14 protein-coding genes and 1 pseudogene are annotated in these 15,396 nt (G+C 69.5%); 7 read left to right on the forward strand and 8 right to left on the reverse strand.

Annotated elements, in window-relative coordinates:
• Positions 1 to 18: 18 nt before the first annotated feature.
• The 3 genes from BN6_RS27625 to BN6_RS47005 form a co-directional block, all read right to left on the reverse strand.
• Entirely contained in the window at positions 19 to 858 is an 840-nt protein-coding gene (locus BN6_RS27625) for a hypothetical protein (RefSeq protein WP_015103108.1), read from the reverse strand.
• A gap of 518 nt (positions 859 to 1,376) precedes the next feature.
• Positions 1,377 to 1,580, reverse strand: a complete 204-nt coding sequence (locus BN6_RS27630; RefSeq protein ID WP_041314266.1) for a hypothetical protein — start codon at positions 1,578 to 1,580, stop codon at positions 1,377 to 1,379.
• A 585-nt stretch (positions 1,581 to 2,165) separates the two neighbouring features.
• Complete coding sequence (locus tag BN6_RS47005; protein WP_015103109.1) at positions 2,166 to 2,333, reverse strand: hypothetical protein; 168 nt, start codon at positions 2,331 to 2,333, stop codon at positions 2,166 to 2,168.
• Positions 2,334 to 2,419: 86 nt separating this feature from the next.
• On the opposite strand from BN6_RS47005, the gene BN6_RS27635 reads away from it, so the two are divergent.
• Positions 2,420 to 2,698, forward strand: a complete 279-nt coding sequence (locus BN6_RS27635) for a hypothetical protein (RefSeq protein WP_015103110.1) — start codon at positions 2,420 to 2,422, stop codon at positions 2,696 to 2,698.
• 22 nt (positions 2,699 to 2,720) lie between these two features.
• On the forward strand, positions 2,721 to 3,521 hold the full coding sequence (locus tag BN6_RS27640; protein ID WP_015103111.1) for a DUF6166 domain-containing protein: 801 nt from the start codon (positions 2,721 to 2,723) through the stop codon (positions 3,519 to 3,521).
• A 306-nt stretch (positions 3,522 to 3,827) separates the two neighbouring features.
• Here the strand turns inward: BN6_RS27640 and BN6_RS27645 are convergent, their stop codons facing one another.
• Positions 3,828 to 4,214 carry a hypothetical protein gene (locus tag BN6_RS27645; protein WP_015103112.1) on the reverse strand — a complete coding sequence of 129 codons (387 nt, stop codon included), beginning with the start codon at positions 4,212 to 4,214 and terminating at the stop codon, positions 3,828 to 3,830.
• 49 nt (positions 4,215 to 4,263) lie between these two features.
• A complete protein-coding gene (locus BN6_RS27650; RefSeq protein ID WP_015103113.1) occupies positions 4,264 to 5,490 on the reverse strand; it encodes a helix-turn-helix domain-containing protein in 1,227 nt (408 codons plus the stop codon).
• Between the two features lie 729 nt (positions 5,491 to 6,219).
• Between BN6_RS27650 and BN6_RS42510 the strand changes: the two genes are divergently transcribed.
• The 4 genes and pseudogenes from BN6_RS42510 (at position 6,220) to BN6_RS49150 (ending at position 8,656) form a co-directional block, all read left to right on the forward strand.
• On the forward strand, positions 6,220 to 6,759 hold the full coding sequence (locus BN6_RS42510; protein ID WP_158509449.1) for a DUF4254 domain-containing protein: 540 nt from the start codon (positions 6,220 to 6,222) through the stop codon (positions 6,757 to 6,759).
• Between the two features lie 5 nt (positions 6,760 to 6,764).
• Complete coding sequence (locus BN6_RS46045) at positions 6,765 to 7,058, forward strand: hypothetical protein (protein ID WP_015103115.1); 294 nt, start codon at positions 6,765 to 6,767, stop codon at positions 7,056 to 7,058.
• Between the two features lie 19 nt (positions 7,059 to 7,077).
• Complete coding sequence (locus tag BN6_RS27660; RefSeq protein ID WP_015103116.1) at positions 7,078 to 7,425, forward strand: hypothetical protein; 348 nt, start codon at positions 7,078 to 7,080, stop codon at positions 7,423 to 7,425.
• A 119-nt stretch (positions 7,426 to 7,544) separates the two neighbouring features.
• Positions 7,545 to 8,656 (forward strand): annotated as a pseudogene (locus BN6_RS49150) (IS630 family transposase).
• A 352-nt stretch (positions 8,657 to 9,008) separates the two neighbouring features.
• Here the strand turns inward: BN6_RS49150 and BN6_RS27670 are convergent.
• Entirely contained in the window at positions 9,009 to 11,768 is a 2,760-nt protein-coding gene (locus BN6_RS27670) for a P-loop NTPase family protein (protein ID WP_148303046.1), read from the reverse strand.
• Positions 11,769 to 12,726: 958 nt separating this feature from the next.
• Here BN6_RS27670 and BN6_RS27675 point away from each other — a divergent pair.
• Positions 12,727 to 13,725, forward strand: coding sequence for an IS481 family transposase (locus BN6_RS27675; protein ID WP_015103121.1), 999 nt, complete (start codon positions 12,727 to 12,729; stop codon positions 13,723 to 13,725).
• Between the two features lie 45 nt (positions 13,726 to 13,770).
• On the opposite strand, the gene BN6_RS27680 is transcribed toward BN6_RS27675, so the two are convergent.
• Complete coding sequence (locus tag BN6_RS27680) at positions 13,771 to 14,844, reverse strand: tyrosine-type recombinase/integrase (protein WP_015103122.1); 1,074 nt, start codon at positions 14,842 to 14,844, stop codon at positions 13,771 to 13,773.
• The gene (locus BN6_RS27685) at positions 14,841 to 15,224 is read right to left on the reverse strand and encodes a hypothetical protein (protein WP_231904764.1); all 384 of its coding nucleotides are present in this window, start codon (positions 15,222 to 15,224) and stop codon (positions 14,841 to 14,843) included. Before BN6_RS27685 ends, BN6_RS27680 begins: the two co-directional genes overlap by 4 nt.
• Positions 15,225 to 15,396: the final 172 nt, after the last annotated feature.

Below are 15,396 nucleotides of genomic sequence, written 5' to 3' on the forward strand. Positions count from 1 at the left end.
GCCCGTGATCCGCGTCGGCTAGCGAGGGTCGTGCGGCTGCTGCGCAGGAGGCGGTGGTGTGCCGATGGACAGATGGTCGCCGGTGGCCGCGCCGATGGTGATGCCCGGTCCGGAGCCGTGCACACCACCGGCGATGTCGACCCCGCGCCGCCCGGCACCGCCACCCCGGTCGGCCGCGGCGCGTGACGCGGCTTCGGCCATGGGGCCGCCCGGCACGACCTCGGGCCCGACCTCGGGCGGCGGGACGGCGAGGACCGCGGGGTCAGGCGGGTAGGGGTGGTCGGGAAGCGCGATCCAGGCCGGCGCCCGGAACTCCTTCGCCGCCACCCGGACCGGCCGGAAGGTGGCCGGGTCGAGCGTGGCGCAGTGCCGCACCACGTCCTCGAACACGAGCCGGGACACCACCATCGCCAGCACACCCGGCGAAGCGGCCAGCGCCTCCTTCACCGCGTCGGCGTCGAGCAGCCGGAACGCGTCCACCAGGGCGGTCGAGGTGACACCGTGACTGTCGAAGGCGACCTCGCCGGCGTGCACGGCCAACCGCAACCGCACCCCGGCCGCGTCGTGGCTGGTGTTGTTGTGCCCGCGCACCGCCCGCGCCAACGCCTCGGGCAGCACCTCCACCAACGGAGCCTTCGGGAACTCAGGCGAGACCAGGACGAACACGCCGTCGCCCCGGTCCTCGTGGTAGCACCCGTCCCACGGCACCCCGGCCGCCGCCAACGCCCCGGCCACCACCGCGTACAGGCCCTCGCGGGTGTCGAGCTGGTGGTGCAGCGTCCGGGCCGGGGCGCTGTAGCGCTCCACGTCGACCAGGACCATCGTCCGGTGGACCGCGTGCCGACCCGTACCCGCCATGCCGACCCTCCGAGGGCAGAACCGCGTGGTGCGCCGATGAACCACGTTCTACCGACCGGCGCGGACGTGTTCCGCGTCATTTGACGCACCGGTCGCCCGTACGGCCGCACGAGACCACCCGACCGGGCGACACGCCGCCATCCCACGTGCCGGCCTCAAGAGCCAAGCCACCTCAGGCACGCGTGTCAGGCAACACCGTCAGGGACGAGCCGCCTGCTCAGCCCCGGAGCACAGACCACTTGAGCAACGGCTCCTACCAGTCCGGAAAGCCAGCGAGCCCACCTCTGCCAACGCTTGGTCGTACTAACTCCTTAGTCCGGTGAAGCCTCGACCTCGGCCCGATCCGGATCAGCCCGGCCGGCGCGCCTTCCTAGACGCGGACGAGACGGCGACAGGGCCCCGGGCCGGACGTCGGGTGGACCGGCCCTGTCGTCGTCCCGGGGAGGTCGGGAGCGGGTTCGGCGCCGTGCTCCGGTGCCAGTCCGGCAGGGTGTCGCCTCCACCCGCGTGACGCGGGGCTACTGGGCTTGCCCCCGCATGAACCGCACCTTCACCGGCCCCAACTCGGCCTCGACCCTTGCGAACTGGGCCACCAGGACCACGAGCATCGCCACGACCGACAGCACCGTCAGCAGCCGCAGGGTGCCCTGCCAGGTGGAGAGAAGTATTCCGAGCCCCCCACTGTGGTCGTCTCGCCCACGGCCGCCTCGTCGTAGTCTCATCCAGCGTCCTCCGTCAAGTGATCAATCGGGACGCGGGGCGGTCGCGCTGCTGTCGAAGGCCACACGACCACCCCGCCCGCACCCGGCGGTGGGCGCCCGTCCGACCCCGTGCCGCGGAGCCGGACGATGTGCCGGCGGGCGCCCCGTGAGGGGCCGCCCGCCGGTCCCACCACCGGACGCAGCGAGACGCTAGAGGGCGGATCCTCCGTCAGGACCACTTCGTCGGGTTGACTTCCATGCGTGCGGCGCATGGAGCCCACTCCGTGCGCACTGCTGATCGGCGATGAAACCCGCTTTGAAGAGCGGGAACGTCAGGACGCACGGCTAGTCGATCATGCGTGGATCACAGGACCGATTACTCTCTGCAACCGAACGGGGAACCAATGAGTCCGATGGCGGGCGGGTGAACGGGGGCCAGCGTGGGATTCGCGTTGGCCGAACGTGTGCAGCGTCCAACATGTCCGGACGTCGCTGCCAGCCAGAAGGATGCCGGCTAAAGCGCGGGGCGAACGCGGGGATAGTGCGGTGCAAGCGCGGGTCGGTCGAGCGTCCAGCAGATCATGCTGGTGGCGAACAGGAACGTGGTCAGGCTTGGGCGGCCACCGGCCCCCGCCGTGGGCAGCTCGCGCGGCGCGGCGGCGTGCCTGGGTAGTCCTCCAGGCCGGTGAGCTCACCGGCGTGGAGTTCGGCGAAGTCCGCCCACAATCGCGCGGCGATCGCCTCCAGCCCGTCGTCGGTGGTGTGGGCGGTCACGGCGGTGCGGATGTCGGGCGGCCCGCCTCTCGCGTTCCCCGGCGTGCCGGGTGTGGTCGGGCCGGTGATGTCGGAAGGATGCGGGTGTGGACGATGAGCTGGACCACCAACAGAGGGCCATCGAGCTGTGCGACGGGTTCACCCCGTACGACCTGGTCGCGCTCGGCAAGCTGGACCAGGACGCGCTGATCGCGCAGTACGAGGCACGGCAGGCGCTGTTCGACCACGTCGACGCGATGTGGGACAAGGCCAAGGCCGACGGGCTCGCCCCCGCCGACGACCCGCGGTTCTCCGCCGTCGCCGGCCTGCGCGACCTGGCACGGGAACTGCTGTCCAACGCCGAGAACGCCGGCGGCGGCGAATGAACCCACAGGAGAGGGGAACCGCGTGATCCACGTCAGCTACCGGCTGCTGGGCGCCGACGGCGACAGCCGCGACGAGCAGGTCGAACGGTCCGAGCACGTCCCGCGCCTCGGCGAGCTGGTCGGGTTCGACCCGCACCGCTCCTACCAGGTGGTCGACGTGCTGTGGCACCTCGGCGGCAGCGGCGGTCACCGCCTGCGAGCTCAACTGGCACAAGCACATCGCCCGGGTCACCGCCGACTGGGAGCACAGCCACCCCGACCGGTGATCCGCACCGGACGCGCCGGGCTGGAGCGGCGTTGCTCCGAACCGGGTGTCCGAAGCGACGGTCGGCGCGTCCCCGGCCCGCACCCGCGGGCCGGGGACGCATCCTGTGCGGGCACGGCGGGACCGCGCCCACGACGGGGTGCGGCCGGAGGAGGGAACACGGTGCCCGAGCACGTCTACGACCAGGCCGACCAGGACCGCACGTACCACGGCGTCCAGGACCGGACCAACGATTCCGAGTCACGGTTGCTGGTGGAGCAGACCGCGTTCGGAGCCACCGAGCGCGAGCTCGCCCGGTTCCTGCGGGAGATCCACGAACCCGAGCACAGCGGCTTCGGGTGGGGCTACAACGGCGGCGGCACCAGCGAGACCGCCGCGGCGATCCTGGCCGACGCCCTGGACGCCGCCCCGGAACGGTTCTCCCCGATGGCTGTCCTGACCGCCGAGGTCGACCGGCGGCTGCGCGAGGACTTCTGCGTCGACGTGCTCGCCCTGTGCGCCGACGAGTTCCGGCTGCGACGCGGCGCGGTGCTGTTCCCTGTCAAGTCGGCGTGTTGAGATCAGGCCGACGATCCTCGCCCGATCTGGCGGGGACACCTGCACGTAGTGCAGGTGTCCCCGCTGGTCGGCGGCATCCCGGATGTCGCGGCGGTACGCATCCGGGCCGCTGCTGCCGAGGACGACGTGCGAGCTGTCCACGCACACCGCCGATGTGCGGACTGCGCACGCCAGCAAGGAAGTCGAGCACGTCGCGCACCATGTTCGGGGCCGGTGTCTCCGGCGGCTTTCCTACGCACGCTGCGGAACTCCGCGCTGTGACCATCACGTCACGCCAAAGGTCGGATGGCGTAGCTGGGCCGCGGCTCAACTGTGCTTGGACATCGTCCCGTCCTGGGCGTGGTCCTGTTCGATCCGTTGGAAGATGTCGGCGTCGGTTTGCTGCTGCCAGTCGGGCAGGGCGTCCCATTCGGCGACGTAGGACGGCTTCGGATGGGGGAAGTGCCGGTGGATCTGTCCGGTCCAGCAGGCGGCGACGAACTGGCCCTTCTGAACGCGGGTGAGTTTCGCGGCGGCGCCGTCGGTTACGGCGAGGAAGTCGCGGACCTGCCGGTAGACCGCGCCGACGGATTCACGTTCCCATTCCGGGGTGTCCTCCCACGGTGTGACGTAGCCGGCTTTGGGCTCACCCGGGTAGTGCCGGCGGACCCCGGCGATCCACGCTTCACGGAACACACGGGCACCGTCGGTCACGCGGAATCTCCCTTGCTGCTACGAGATCATCGGAGGAGAAGCGGTGTGGTCAGGCGACACCGGCGCGGGCGGCGAACTCCGGCAGGCCGCGCAGGGCAGGTCCGGAGGAGCGCAAATCACGGGTCAGGCGATGGGCCCAGGGACGCACCCGCACCTCCTGCGGCGCTGTCCTCTCCGCCGCGAGCAGCGCGTGGAACGCCTGCTCGCGCTTACCCCAGGCTCCGTAGGCCAGTGCGACGTCCTCGAAGTAGCGCACGCGCCGTTCGGTGACGGTGATCGAGTCGGGTGCGATCACGCGGGCGGCGGCGATCGCGGTGCCGTAGTCGCCGAGCTTGCGGTGCACGCTGATCTCGTAGAGCCCGAGGAAACGGGCGTCCACCACGGAGGTCGCGAGCGTGTCCGGCAGCGCCGCCCGGGGCGTGCGGGCAGCGGCCGTCGCCTCGGCGTGCAGGTCCAGCGCGTCGGAGCGGCGGCCGGCGATCGCGGCGGTGTACGCGCCGGTCTCCAACAGCATCGCGTAGGCCGCCGCGTGGCGCGGGTCGGCAAGACCGGCCGTCGACTCCAGTTTGGCGGCGGTGTCGACCACCAACGCCTGGGCCTGATCGGTCCGGTCGTAGCGACGCACCACCACCGCCCCCATCTGCGCGGCCTCCGCCTCCACCAGCAGATCGCCCGACACACGGGCGGTCGAGATGGCGTGCTCGGACAGCCCGACCGCCATGCCGTCCTCGCCCAGTCGCAACGCCAGCCAAGTGGCATGCCGATACGCGGTGGCGGTCAACGCCTCGACCTCACCGCACCGCTCGCCGTCCACCACCGCGCGGACGGCCTGGGCGTAGCGGATGGTGTCGGGCACGGCCTTCGCCAACTGGGAGTACCGGCAGGCCATGTAGTCGGCCTGGGCCTGCCCGACCAGGTGGCGCAATCCGTCGACGGTGACCGGGCGGGAGCCAGGAGGGGCGGCGCCGGCGGGGGGAAGTCCGAGCAGCGTGGCACCGGCCACCCCGAGCATCCCGGTCAACAGTTCTCGCCGCAGCACGTCATCACCGCCATCCAGAGCGTCCGTCGGCCCTACCGTAGCGAGTCCCAACCGGGCCGGGGGGATGCGGTAGCGCGCGGCCAGCCGCCGCAACTCCTCCACGCCCACCGGCCGGCCGCGTTCGATGCGTGACAACGTCGAGCCCGAATAGCCCAGCAGTTTCCCTGCCTGGGCGAGAGTGAGGCGGCGTCGCACGCGCTCCGCGCGCAGGACGTCTCCCGGAGACGGCTCCGACATCCCCAGCATCCTCACCCCTCGGCGCCCTACTACGCGAGCCCCAATCGGGTCAAGAGCCCGCCCGGAATGCGCACAGCCTGTGCACGAGCGGCACCACACCTGTCAGACCGGCGCCAGAGACGCTTGGCTGGAGCAAGCAGACCGCCCCCAGACTCCGACAGGCAGGAGAACGAGACATCGCTCCCCGACACGGCGCCCCGCCTGCCTGCCGGACCACCACCCACACCCACAAACCGTCACCCGAACGTCCCGACAGGACCCCCATGGCTCCGTCGACCGATCCCCCTTCCGCCACAACGTCCGCGCCGCTGCATTCCTCGCGGCCTGTCCTGGAGTTCGTGAACGGCCACACCTGCGGCCAGTACCTCACGGTCGAGGGCTACTACGAGTGCCGTCACGGCCATCCCCGCCCCCGCCGTCGCCGCCAGGTAACGACGCAGCGGACTTCGCCGCGGCCGATCCGCGTCGGCCGCCCGTTTCACACCCACACTCCTCGACCTAACAGCCAGTCTTAGCAGGCCGAACCGCCGCTCCCCCGGAACCCCGCAGCCGGCCAGCCGTCCCGGACCGGAAGCCGAGGCACGAATCCCCGGCGTGTTCGCAGACCTCGCGGTCACTCCCGGACCGCTCAGCGAAAGGCGAACCCCACCGTCTCGCCTCGGCCGGGCGGTCGCGCCACGCTGCCGGATCGCACCCCAGACCAACACCGACCTCCCGGAGGTGGACATCGTGGTCCTCGCAACCGCCGACCCCCGAACCCCGCCAGGACTGCCCGAGGACGTCTCCCTGCCCTCCGGCACGTGCCTTGTACGCGCGTTCGGCGGCGAACCGACACTCCCCGACGACCTGCTCCCGATTATCGCGGCGTTGGTCCGCACGCACTGGGACCGCGCCGACGCGGTGTCCTCCGCCCACGACGAACACGCCGACGAATCCGGGTCCGCGTCCGCGGCCCGGGTCCTGGGAGCCGGGGCGACCGCACGGCAGGTGCTCGTCAACCAGATCGACCAGTGGGCCGCCGACCGGCTCCCGGACGCGGTGCCCGCGGCGCTGCTGCACACCGAGACCCTCGGCCAGCTGGTGGACCGGCTCGCCGCCGCCTGGGTCTCCTGGCGCACCCTGGCCGGCCACCCCCGCCACCACCGCGACCCCCACGACACGGCCGACGCGCTCGCGACCCTGGCCAATGCCTACGACGACCTGCTGACCGACCTCCGCTCCGGACGGCGACGGCTCCCCGGCGTCCCGCTCGGCGCCTTCACCCTGTAGACGCCGTGCCCACCGACTGGCGCGCCGTCACCGGACTGGCAGTCCCGGCCGACTCCCCGCTGGGCAGAGGCGGCCGTCACGTCGAGACGGTCACCGGCCACCTGCCCCCGCCCGCCGGCCGCGGCCTGTGCGCCCTCTGTCGTACCCCGTGGCCCTGCGGACCGTGGGACCGGGCGGCACGGGCGCTGGAGGAAGAGCACCTGCCCGTGGGCTACCTGCTTCCGCTCGACCTGCACGCCGTCCTCTGGCCTCCCGGGGTCGCCCCTGCCGCGCCGGAGCGACCCGACGGCCCGGCCTGACCGAGATCGGAGACCACCGGTGGACGAAGTGCTCGCGGCCAACCTCCACGACGGGCTGACCAGCATCCTGGACGCCTACGACCTGATGGCCACCGAGGGCGGTCCGACGGCCCACCAGGCGCTGGCGGACAGCGCCGTACCGCGACTGACCGGCACCCTCCGAGACCTGCTCGACCAGCACCGGTCCGACCCGCGCGGCCGGTGCCGCATTTGTCAGCCCCGGTGGCGGATCCGCCCCCCGAGGTGCCGCGTGTTGCTGATCGCACACCAGCACCTGATCGCCGTCGAGACGCCCGCGACCCCGACCCGGGCCGCTCGACACGCCACCCCCGCCGGCCCCGCGCACCCCCGGCCGGCGGGTGCCTAGTGCGGTGACCACGAACGTTCACCGGGTTGGGGACACGCCGGACAAGATCCCCGACGGTGACCCGTGGTGATCTCATGCTCGGTGGTGACGTAGTCGCCGCCGAGCATGAGGACGGGTCGATGGCCGAGCCGGTCAGAGCACGTCGATTAACCGAGGACGAGGGCCGTCGTCTGCTGAACTACGTGCGGCGGGGCAAACAGGGCACGATCCGGATGCGCCGGGCGATGATCATCCTGGCGTCGTCGTCGGGAACCCCGGCGCCGTCGATCGCGCGCCTGGTCGCCGCCGATCCGGACACCGTGCGGGACGTGATCCACGACTTCAACGCCCGCGGTCTGGCGGCCCTGGACCCTAGCTGGGCGGGAGGCCGTCCCCGCCTGATCGGCCCCGACGACGAAGCGTTCGTCGTGGCGACGGCCAGGGCCCGCCCCGCCAGGTCGGGCCTGCCCCTGACCCGGTCGAGCCTGCGCAAACTGGCAGCCCACCTGCACCGCAACCCGACCCGCCGGGTCCGCATCGGTCGGGAACGACTGCGGCAGATCCTGCGCGAGCACGGGATCAGCTTCCAGCGGACCCGGACCTGGAAGACCTCCAACGATCCCGCCTTCGACGCCAAACTCGACCGCATCGACGAGGTCCTGACCCGGTTCCCGAAGCGGTGTTTCGCCTTCGACCAGTTCGGGCCGCTGTCGATCCGACCGCACCACGGTTCCGGCTGGGCACCGAAAACCAGGCCCGACCGGTTGCCGGCGACCTACCGCCGCACCCACGGCATCCGCTACTTCCACGGCTGCTACTCCATCGGCGGGGACGAACTCTGGGGCGTGACCAGACGCCGCAAGGCGGCGACCACAGCCTGGCCGCCCTCAAATCGATCCGGGCGGCCAGACCCGACGGCGCACCGATCTACGTGATCATGGACAACCTGTCCGCCAACAAGACCCCGAAGATCATCCAGTGGGCCGCCGACAACAACGTCGAGATCTGCCTGACCCCGACCTACGCCTCCTGGGCCAACCCCATCGAGCCGCAGTTCGGACCACTGCGCACCTTCGTCATCGCCAACTCGAACCACCCCAACCACACCGTCCTGGCCAGACGGCTCCAACAACACCTGCGCTGGCGCAACGCCAACGCCCGCCACCCCGACATCCTCGACGCCCAACGCCGCGAACGAGCCCGCATCCGCAGCGAACGCCACCAACGCTGGGGCCGACCACGCGCCGCCTGACCAACCCGGTGAACGTATGTGGTCAACGCACTAGGCGGTGGAGGGACGCCGCATCCGTCCCTCCACCGCCCCGTTTACGCAGCAGGGTCGGCCGGTTCGTTAGTGACGAGGTCGATACACGGCAAATATGATCGATGGCTACAACGACGAACCGATCCGGCTGTCCGACGAGCTGGCAGAACAGAGTCGGTGCCCGCCCCGAGGGCAGCCCCGACAACGTGACCCAGTTCGCCACCTTGAACCTCTACCACGTCGGTGGGCTGCGCACCGGTCCCGACGTCGTGCTGTCGTTCGCCGTAGAAGTGCGGGAAGGTAGGGGAATCCGTCGGAGGTGGTGCTCAGTGTGCGGGCGCTACGGCGCGGCAGAGGGTGGAAGAAGGCCGACCTGTTCCATCGGGCTGCGCTGGTTGGTCAACATGATCGTGTGAGCGTGGTCCAGCGCCAGGTAGGTCGCGGCTTCCGCGGTCGGGTCCCACTCGTCGATGACGAAGACGGTCAGTTGGCCGCACTTGTCGCAGTGCCGGGATACGAAGAACGGTCGGAGAAGGTGGTATCGACCGAACTGGTCTACCGCGTAGGGACTGTCGGCCTCGATGATGTGGTCAATGGTGTCATCGTGGAGCGAGACCACGTTGTGGTCGCCCATGAGCTCGCGGTAGGCCAGGTGGGACACTTTCTCGAAGGTGTCCCAGCGGGAGTGCTCGATGTGGCGCAGTGGGAAGTCCACAAGCCATTCCACCGCCTCCAGCAGGATGAGCAGGTCGTTCTTGGCGTCCTCGAATGCGGATCGCGTCTCGTGCGGACTCGGTCCTCTGCGGTGCGCATTGTGGTCGCGGCGTCGCTTGTTCGCGGCGATTGCCTCGCTGACCTCGGGTTTCGCCAGTCTGGCGAAGTGTGCCAGCAGCGAGTCGGCAGGCAACGTACGGAACGGGTTCGCCGTCGCGAGGTAGTCGACGATGGTTCCCCACGTGCCGAAGGTGGGCCCGCTGCCGCCCTTCGCGAAGCGGTTGGCCTGGTGGCGCAACGGTCCCACGGGCAGATCGTCCGCACGGGCCAGCACTAGACCAAGCACGCCGCAGTAGGCGAGCACGGCCTCCGCGCACTCCAGAACCATGGCGTATCCGCCGTGGTCGTGCCGGGCGGCCTGCACGGCACGCCACCTGGTGGCAATGGGGAACGGCAGCGTGGTCCGCAGGCGCGACTCTCGCGCATCGATCAGGCTTCCGGCTTCCCGGCGCTGCCTGGTGAGCCGACCAGCATTGATCATGTGGGAACGTGCGGCAGTCACGTTGTCCCACTTGAAGTAGCTGCGTACCGCATGCTCGGCTTCGTTGCTCCATTGCGAGAATTGCCGCGCGGCGCCGGCAAGTTCGGACAGGGCATGCAGGGTGGCGGTGTCCGGTCTGGGGATACGAAGGCCGCTGAGGTTCCAGGGTCGCAGCCAGGCGATCCTGTCCCGGCCGAGCAACCGTGTGGTGAAAGCTTCGCTGTTGAAGTAGCGCCGATAGAACAGTTTTTCGCGGTGGTCCAACTCGCGGACGGGACGAAGAACCACGACAAAGTCGCCCTCTACGGTCCCGGGTTCCTGGACGACCGAGCCGAACATCGGAGGGACGAACGCCGACAGCACGATGTCGCCCACACGCGCTGCGGAATCTCCGGTCACGTGGTCGTTCACCGGCACGAAGTCGAACACGTCCGTCAGCGGGACGTGCTCCATGACCTCCTCTCCGGGATCGGCCTCGCCTTCGGGGCGACTTCTCCACACCCCGGTGCGCGTGTGGGTGGTGACCTCGACCTTCCTGAGCTGGTTGGTGGACTCATTTCGAATGCCGATCACGACATCGGCGGCAGCCAATCCCGGCTGCGTACGGGCCGAAGACAGCACCACTTGGAAGCCCATGGCGCGACTTACCTTGAACGCGCGGGCCAACCACGTTGGATCGCGCAGCAGGTCGACGTAGTCGTCGATGAAGAGCGTGCCAACCACATCGCCATCGCCTCGCGCCGGCCACCTGCTCTTGATCAATGCCAGCGCGGAGAACATGGCCCACCCGAACAGGAGCGATTCCCTCCCGGAGAGCAAGCGGAAGGACGCCCCTCTGCGCGATGTGGAGCGACGGCCTACGGTGATCTCAATGCCACCCTCGCACATCCGCTCCAATGCGCTGAGCACGAGTTCCTCGACGCCATTCAGAAGCCGCGGACCGTTTACCAAGTGGTTCATAAGTTCGTCGGACGATTGCGCGATCATGATGGAATCCGTGTCGATACCGACGACCGGATCGTCGCCGGTGGCGCTCAAGAGGCTGGACAAGCGTCCGACGGCCCGAAAGGCCGCCACCACCTCTTGGGCCGCTTCGAGCAGTTCGATCCGCAGAGCATCCAGGATTGTAGGCAGCGTATCCGGGGCCGCTTTTCGACTCGCCTCCACGTGACGGACCAGTCGATCAACCGTACCGGTCGGCAGCACCTCTCGGATAAGTTCCCGATCGATGTATCGAAACTCGGTTTGTGACTGGCGCCATAGGTTCTTGATTCTCTGACGGGAGTCATGGAGACCTACAGGGAAGCCCAGGCTGTGAATGTACGCGTGGAGGTCAGCATAGGAGGAAAACCAGTTCGGCCCTGAGCCATCGACCGCTGTCGCGCGCACGCGACCGGCGACATCGTCGAGCGACGTGTCCGCAGTGGTAAAAGGAGGTGCGTCCAGACTGAACTGTTCGGTGGGAGTGAAGACGTACCAGCTTCGGCGCACCGGGTCTGGAGTATGGGACGAGTCCGGATCGCCGGTCAAGACCATGCCGACCACGACCTGGTTTCCCGCCCGACTTTGGTACTCCACCACCACGTGTGAAAGGCCGCTCGAACGCACACTGTGGTGTTGGATGTCGTGTGCGCTCGAGTCTTCGGGAGTCAGGACCGATTGCACGAGATCGAGCAGCACGGTTTTGCCCGTACCGTTATCGCCGACCAACACTGCCGCCCGGGCCGGAGTTCGGGACGACTCAAGCGTGGCGGCACCGTCCCTGAAGTCGATGGTGACGTCGTCGAACCACGCGCCGGGAGGACCTACCCGGAATAGTCGAGCCCTGCTCAACTCGTACACCATCGCCTCGCCGCACACTCTGAATACCAGTTAGAGAGGCCGGTCTCCACCGCCCAGCCGGTGTTAACCATAGCGGGCGCCCGAACTTCACTGTGCCGTCGCGATTCAGGAACACGACGTTGTACCTGCTGATGACCTCCTTGTGGATCTCCCGGGGCTGTCGCCCGAGTCGTTCGTAGGCTCCGCTCGCGGCGTTCGGCTTCGCGTTCCAGGCCGGTGTCCTGATCCGACCACGGCGTCACCCCCACCCCGGTACCGGTTGGGGCGGCGAGGTTCGAGCCGAAGCCCGCTCCACCGGGGGAAGGCAGGACGACCCACCGTTGGACCGAAAAGACGACGCCGAGGGTTCGCCGCCGCAGTGGTGGTCCCGAGCACGAGTCGCCCAGGCATGTGAACACCTGACTGTCGGTGTGGAGGCCGCGTCCCTGACGGGACCGGTCCTGACCGGCGGGATCCCGGTGATCTACATGACCACCGGGCTCCTCGGTCTCCACTTCGCTGCAAGCCAGCTACGCAAGCGGTAAGCGGCCCACGCCAGCGACTGGGACGGTCGTCGCACCGAGTGTAGTGAGCACCCGGATCACGCGGCGGTCTCCCGGCCGTTGTGCTGTCCGACGACCAGCCACCTTGCTCATTGTTTGCGCCAGGTGTTGTGTTCATAGGACACGACGCAGGCTAGCCGATACAGGGCGGTGCGCCATACCCAGATAGCCCTCTGTCTGTGCCGTCGCACATCGGGGGGCGAAGCAAGCCTCACACGTTGTTCGTGCCTTGCGGAACTCCCTTGACCCTGGCGCGACGGGCGGTCAGTGCCCGAATCTAACCTCTGCCCTGGGTGAACCGTGTACTGCCCGGAGAGGTTGCGAACGTGAGGACACGTAGTCGGATGATCTTGGAATGAGGGAGGGCCTCCGGGTTCGGTGTGGATTGCGACGTCTACACCGAGCCGACGGAGGCCCTCGTGTCCCACCGTAACGCCCCGTTGTCCGAGACCGGCAGGCTGCGCCTGGCCCGGTGTGTCGTGGAGGCCGGGTGGCCGTTGCGGCGGGCCGCCGGACGCTTCCAGGTGTCGGTGTCCACCGCCTCGCGGTGGGCCGGCCGCTATCGCGAGCGGGGCGAGGCGGGTATGGCCGACCGGTCCTCCCGGCCACTGCGCAGTCCGCGCCGGACGCCGACCCGCACCGAGCGGCGGATCGTGAAGGTGCGGGTGCTGCGCCGGTGGGGCCCGGCCCGTATCGCCGGCCTGCTCGGCCTGGTCGCCTCGACCGTGCACCGGGTGCTCGTCCGCTATGGCCTGGCCCGCCTGACGTGGCTGGACCGCGCCACCGGCCGGGTCGTGCGCCGCTACGAGCACGCCGGGCCCGGCGACCTGGTCCACGTCGACATCAAGAAGCCGGGCAACATCCCCGACGGCGGAGGCCACAAGATCCACCGACGGCAGGCGGGCGGCCGCAACAGCTCCGCCCACCGCGACCCCACCCGAACGCGCAAGGTCCACGGCCGCCCCAACCTGGGCTACTCCTACCTGCACAACGCGGTGGACGACCACTCCCGCCTGGCCAACACCGAAATCCTGCCCGACGAGACCAAGCAGACCGCCGCCGCGTTCTGGACCCGCGCGCAGGCGTTCTTCCAGGCCGCCGGCATCACCGTGAAGCGGGTGCCGACCGACAACAGCTCCTGCTACCGCTCACACCTGTGGCGCGACACCCTCGCCGACGCGGGCATCACCCACAAACGCACCCGCCCCTACCGGCCCCAGACCAACGGCAAGGTCGAACGCTTCAACCGCACCCTGCTCGACGAATGGGCCTACGCCCAGCCCTACACCTCCGAGACTCAACGCCGCGAAGCGCTGCCACCGTGGCTGCACACCTACAATCACCACCGCGGCCACACCGCACTCGGCGGCCAACCACCCGCCACCCGCGTCCCCAACCTCACAGGGCAGTACAGCTAGCGCAGTCTGGAGCAGTGGTAGAACCGCCGCCCCAGACCGCATCGGTCATGCGTTGTCGCTGTCGGACAGTTCGGTCGGCGTGCTGACGGCCAGCGGGTGAGGTTCGCCGGTCAGTACGGCCAGTGCGGTGGCGACCTCCTCCAGGTCGGCTTTCGTGTAGACCGCGATCGCACCGGGTCTGGCGTCGCCGCTGGGCCGGTGGCCGGCGTAGGCGCGGGCCACCGCCTCGCCGAAGTTGCGCTCCACCCACTTCAGGGTGGTGTGTCGCAACCAGTGCGTGGAGATGTTCTGGGTCCGTACCGGCTCGACGTGCTCGCGCAGCCGTTCCCACAGCCCGTCGTAGCGCCGGTAGGTCAACGGGTTGCCGTTGTGGTAGCGCAGCACCTTGCTGGTCGGCTCACGCGCCCCGCGATGGTGGGCGTGGTCCACCAGGTGCGTCATCAGCGTCGGCGACACCGGCTGCCAACGGCTCTGCTCTCCCTTCTCGTGCAACAGCACCAGACCCTGCTCCCGGTCCAGGCCGTCGAGCTCCAACGCCAACGCCCCACCACGGCGGGCGGCGGTCTCGACGTGGAACCGGATCAACAACGCGTCCAGAGCCGGATCGTCACCGGTCGTGGAGGCCGCCTCGGTGACCGCCTCCAGCACCGTGTTGTTCAGCCCGCGCCGGGTCGGTATCGCCCGCTTGGGCTTCTTCACCTTCCGCGTCGGATCCCGACCGACCGGGATCAGCTCGTCGTTGACGGCGAACTTGTACAGGCACCGGGTGGCGCTGAACATGTGCTCGGCCGCGCTGTGCCCACCCCGCCAGTTGCGCCGCCGCACCGCGGTCTGCCGGATGTGGCCGAACAACCACGTCAGGTCCGAGGCCGGCAACTCGTCCAACCGGCGCTCGGGCCACAGCGCCACCAACCTGTTCCAATAGGTGCTGTACAGCTTGCGCGTGCCCTCGCCCACCAACCCCGACACCACCGGCACCCACTCGGCGAACGTGGGCACCTCCCGCGGCGGCGCAGCCGGCTGTGAAGCCACCAACGCCTCCGGCGACACCCCCAACAGCGCCAGCACCTGACGCGCCTTCTCCAACTCCTCCGCACTCGGCTCGGCCCGGTCCGTCACGACCCACCCTCCAGCGCACCGTTGCCCGCCCCATCGGGATGCACCCGTGCCGAACCCGCAACGGGTACGGCGCCCTCGGCCTCGAACGGCCGCGACGCCACCACCACCTGACGCGGATCGGGAAGAGCCTTGTCCAGCACCACCAGGCTGTGGATCACCATCGCCGCGCGCTCGGGAACCGCGACCAGCAGCACCGGATCGCCGGTCTCGAAAGACCACCAGCGCCGCACCGTCAGCGGAATCTGGATCAACCCGCGCCTGCTCAGCGCGAACACACCACGGGGATTGCGCTGAAGCACCAGCGAAGCCCCGTGCAACCGGATGTCCAGACGCTCCTGCGGAACCCACCGCAGCAGCGCCAACAACGGCTGGTTGGCCAACCGGCCACGGTCGTCGAAACGCGCCAGGGCATAACGCGGCCGATCCCGCACACTCAACGGCCCCAGATCCCGAACCGAAGGCGCGGGCGTACGCCGCCTGTCCAGAACCCGACGCCGCGGAGCAGCGGGTGATGATTGCCCGACCTCAGCCGACGCAGCCCTGTCGGCAGGC

Origin of the sequence: Saccharothrix espanaensis DSM 44229, assembly GCF_000328705.1 — a bacterium.
Classification (GTDB): Bacteria; Actinomycetota; Actinomycetes; order Mycobacteriales; family Pseudonocardiaceae; genus Actinosynnema; species Actinosynnema espanaense.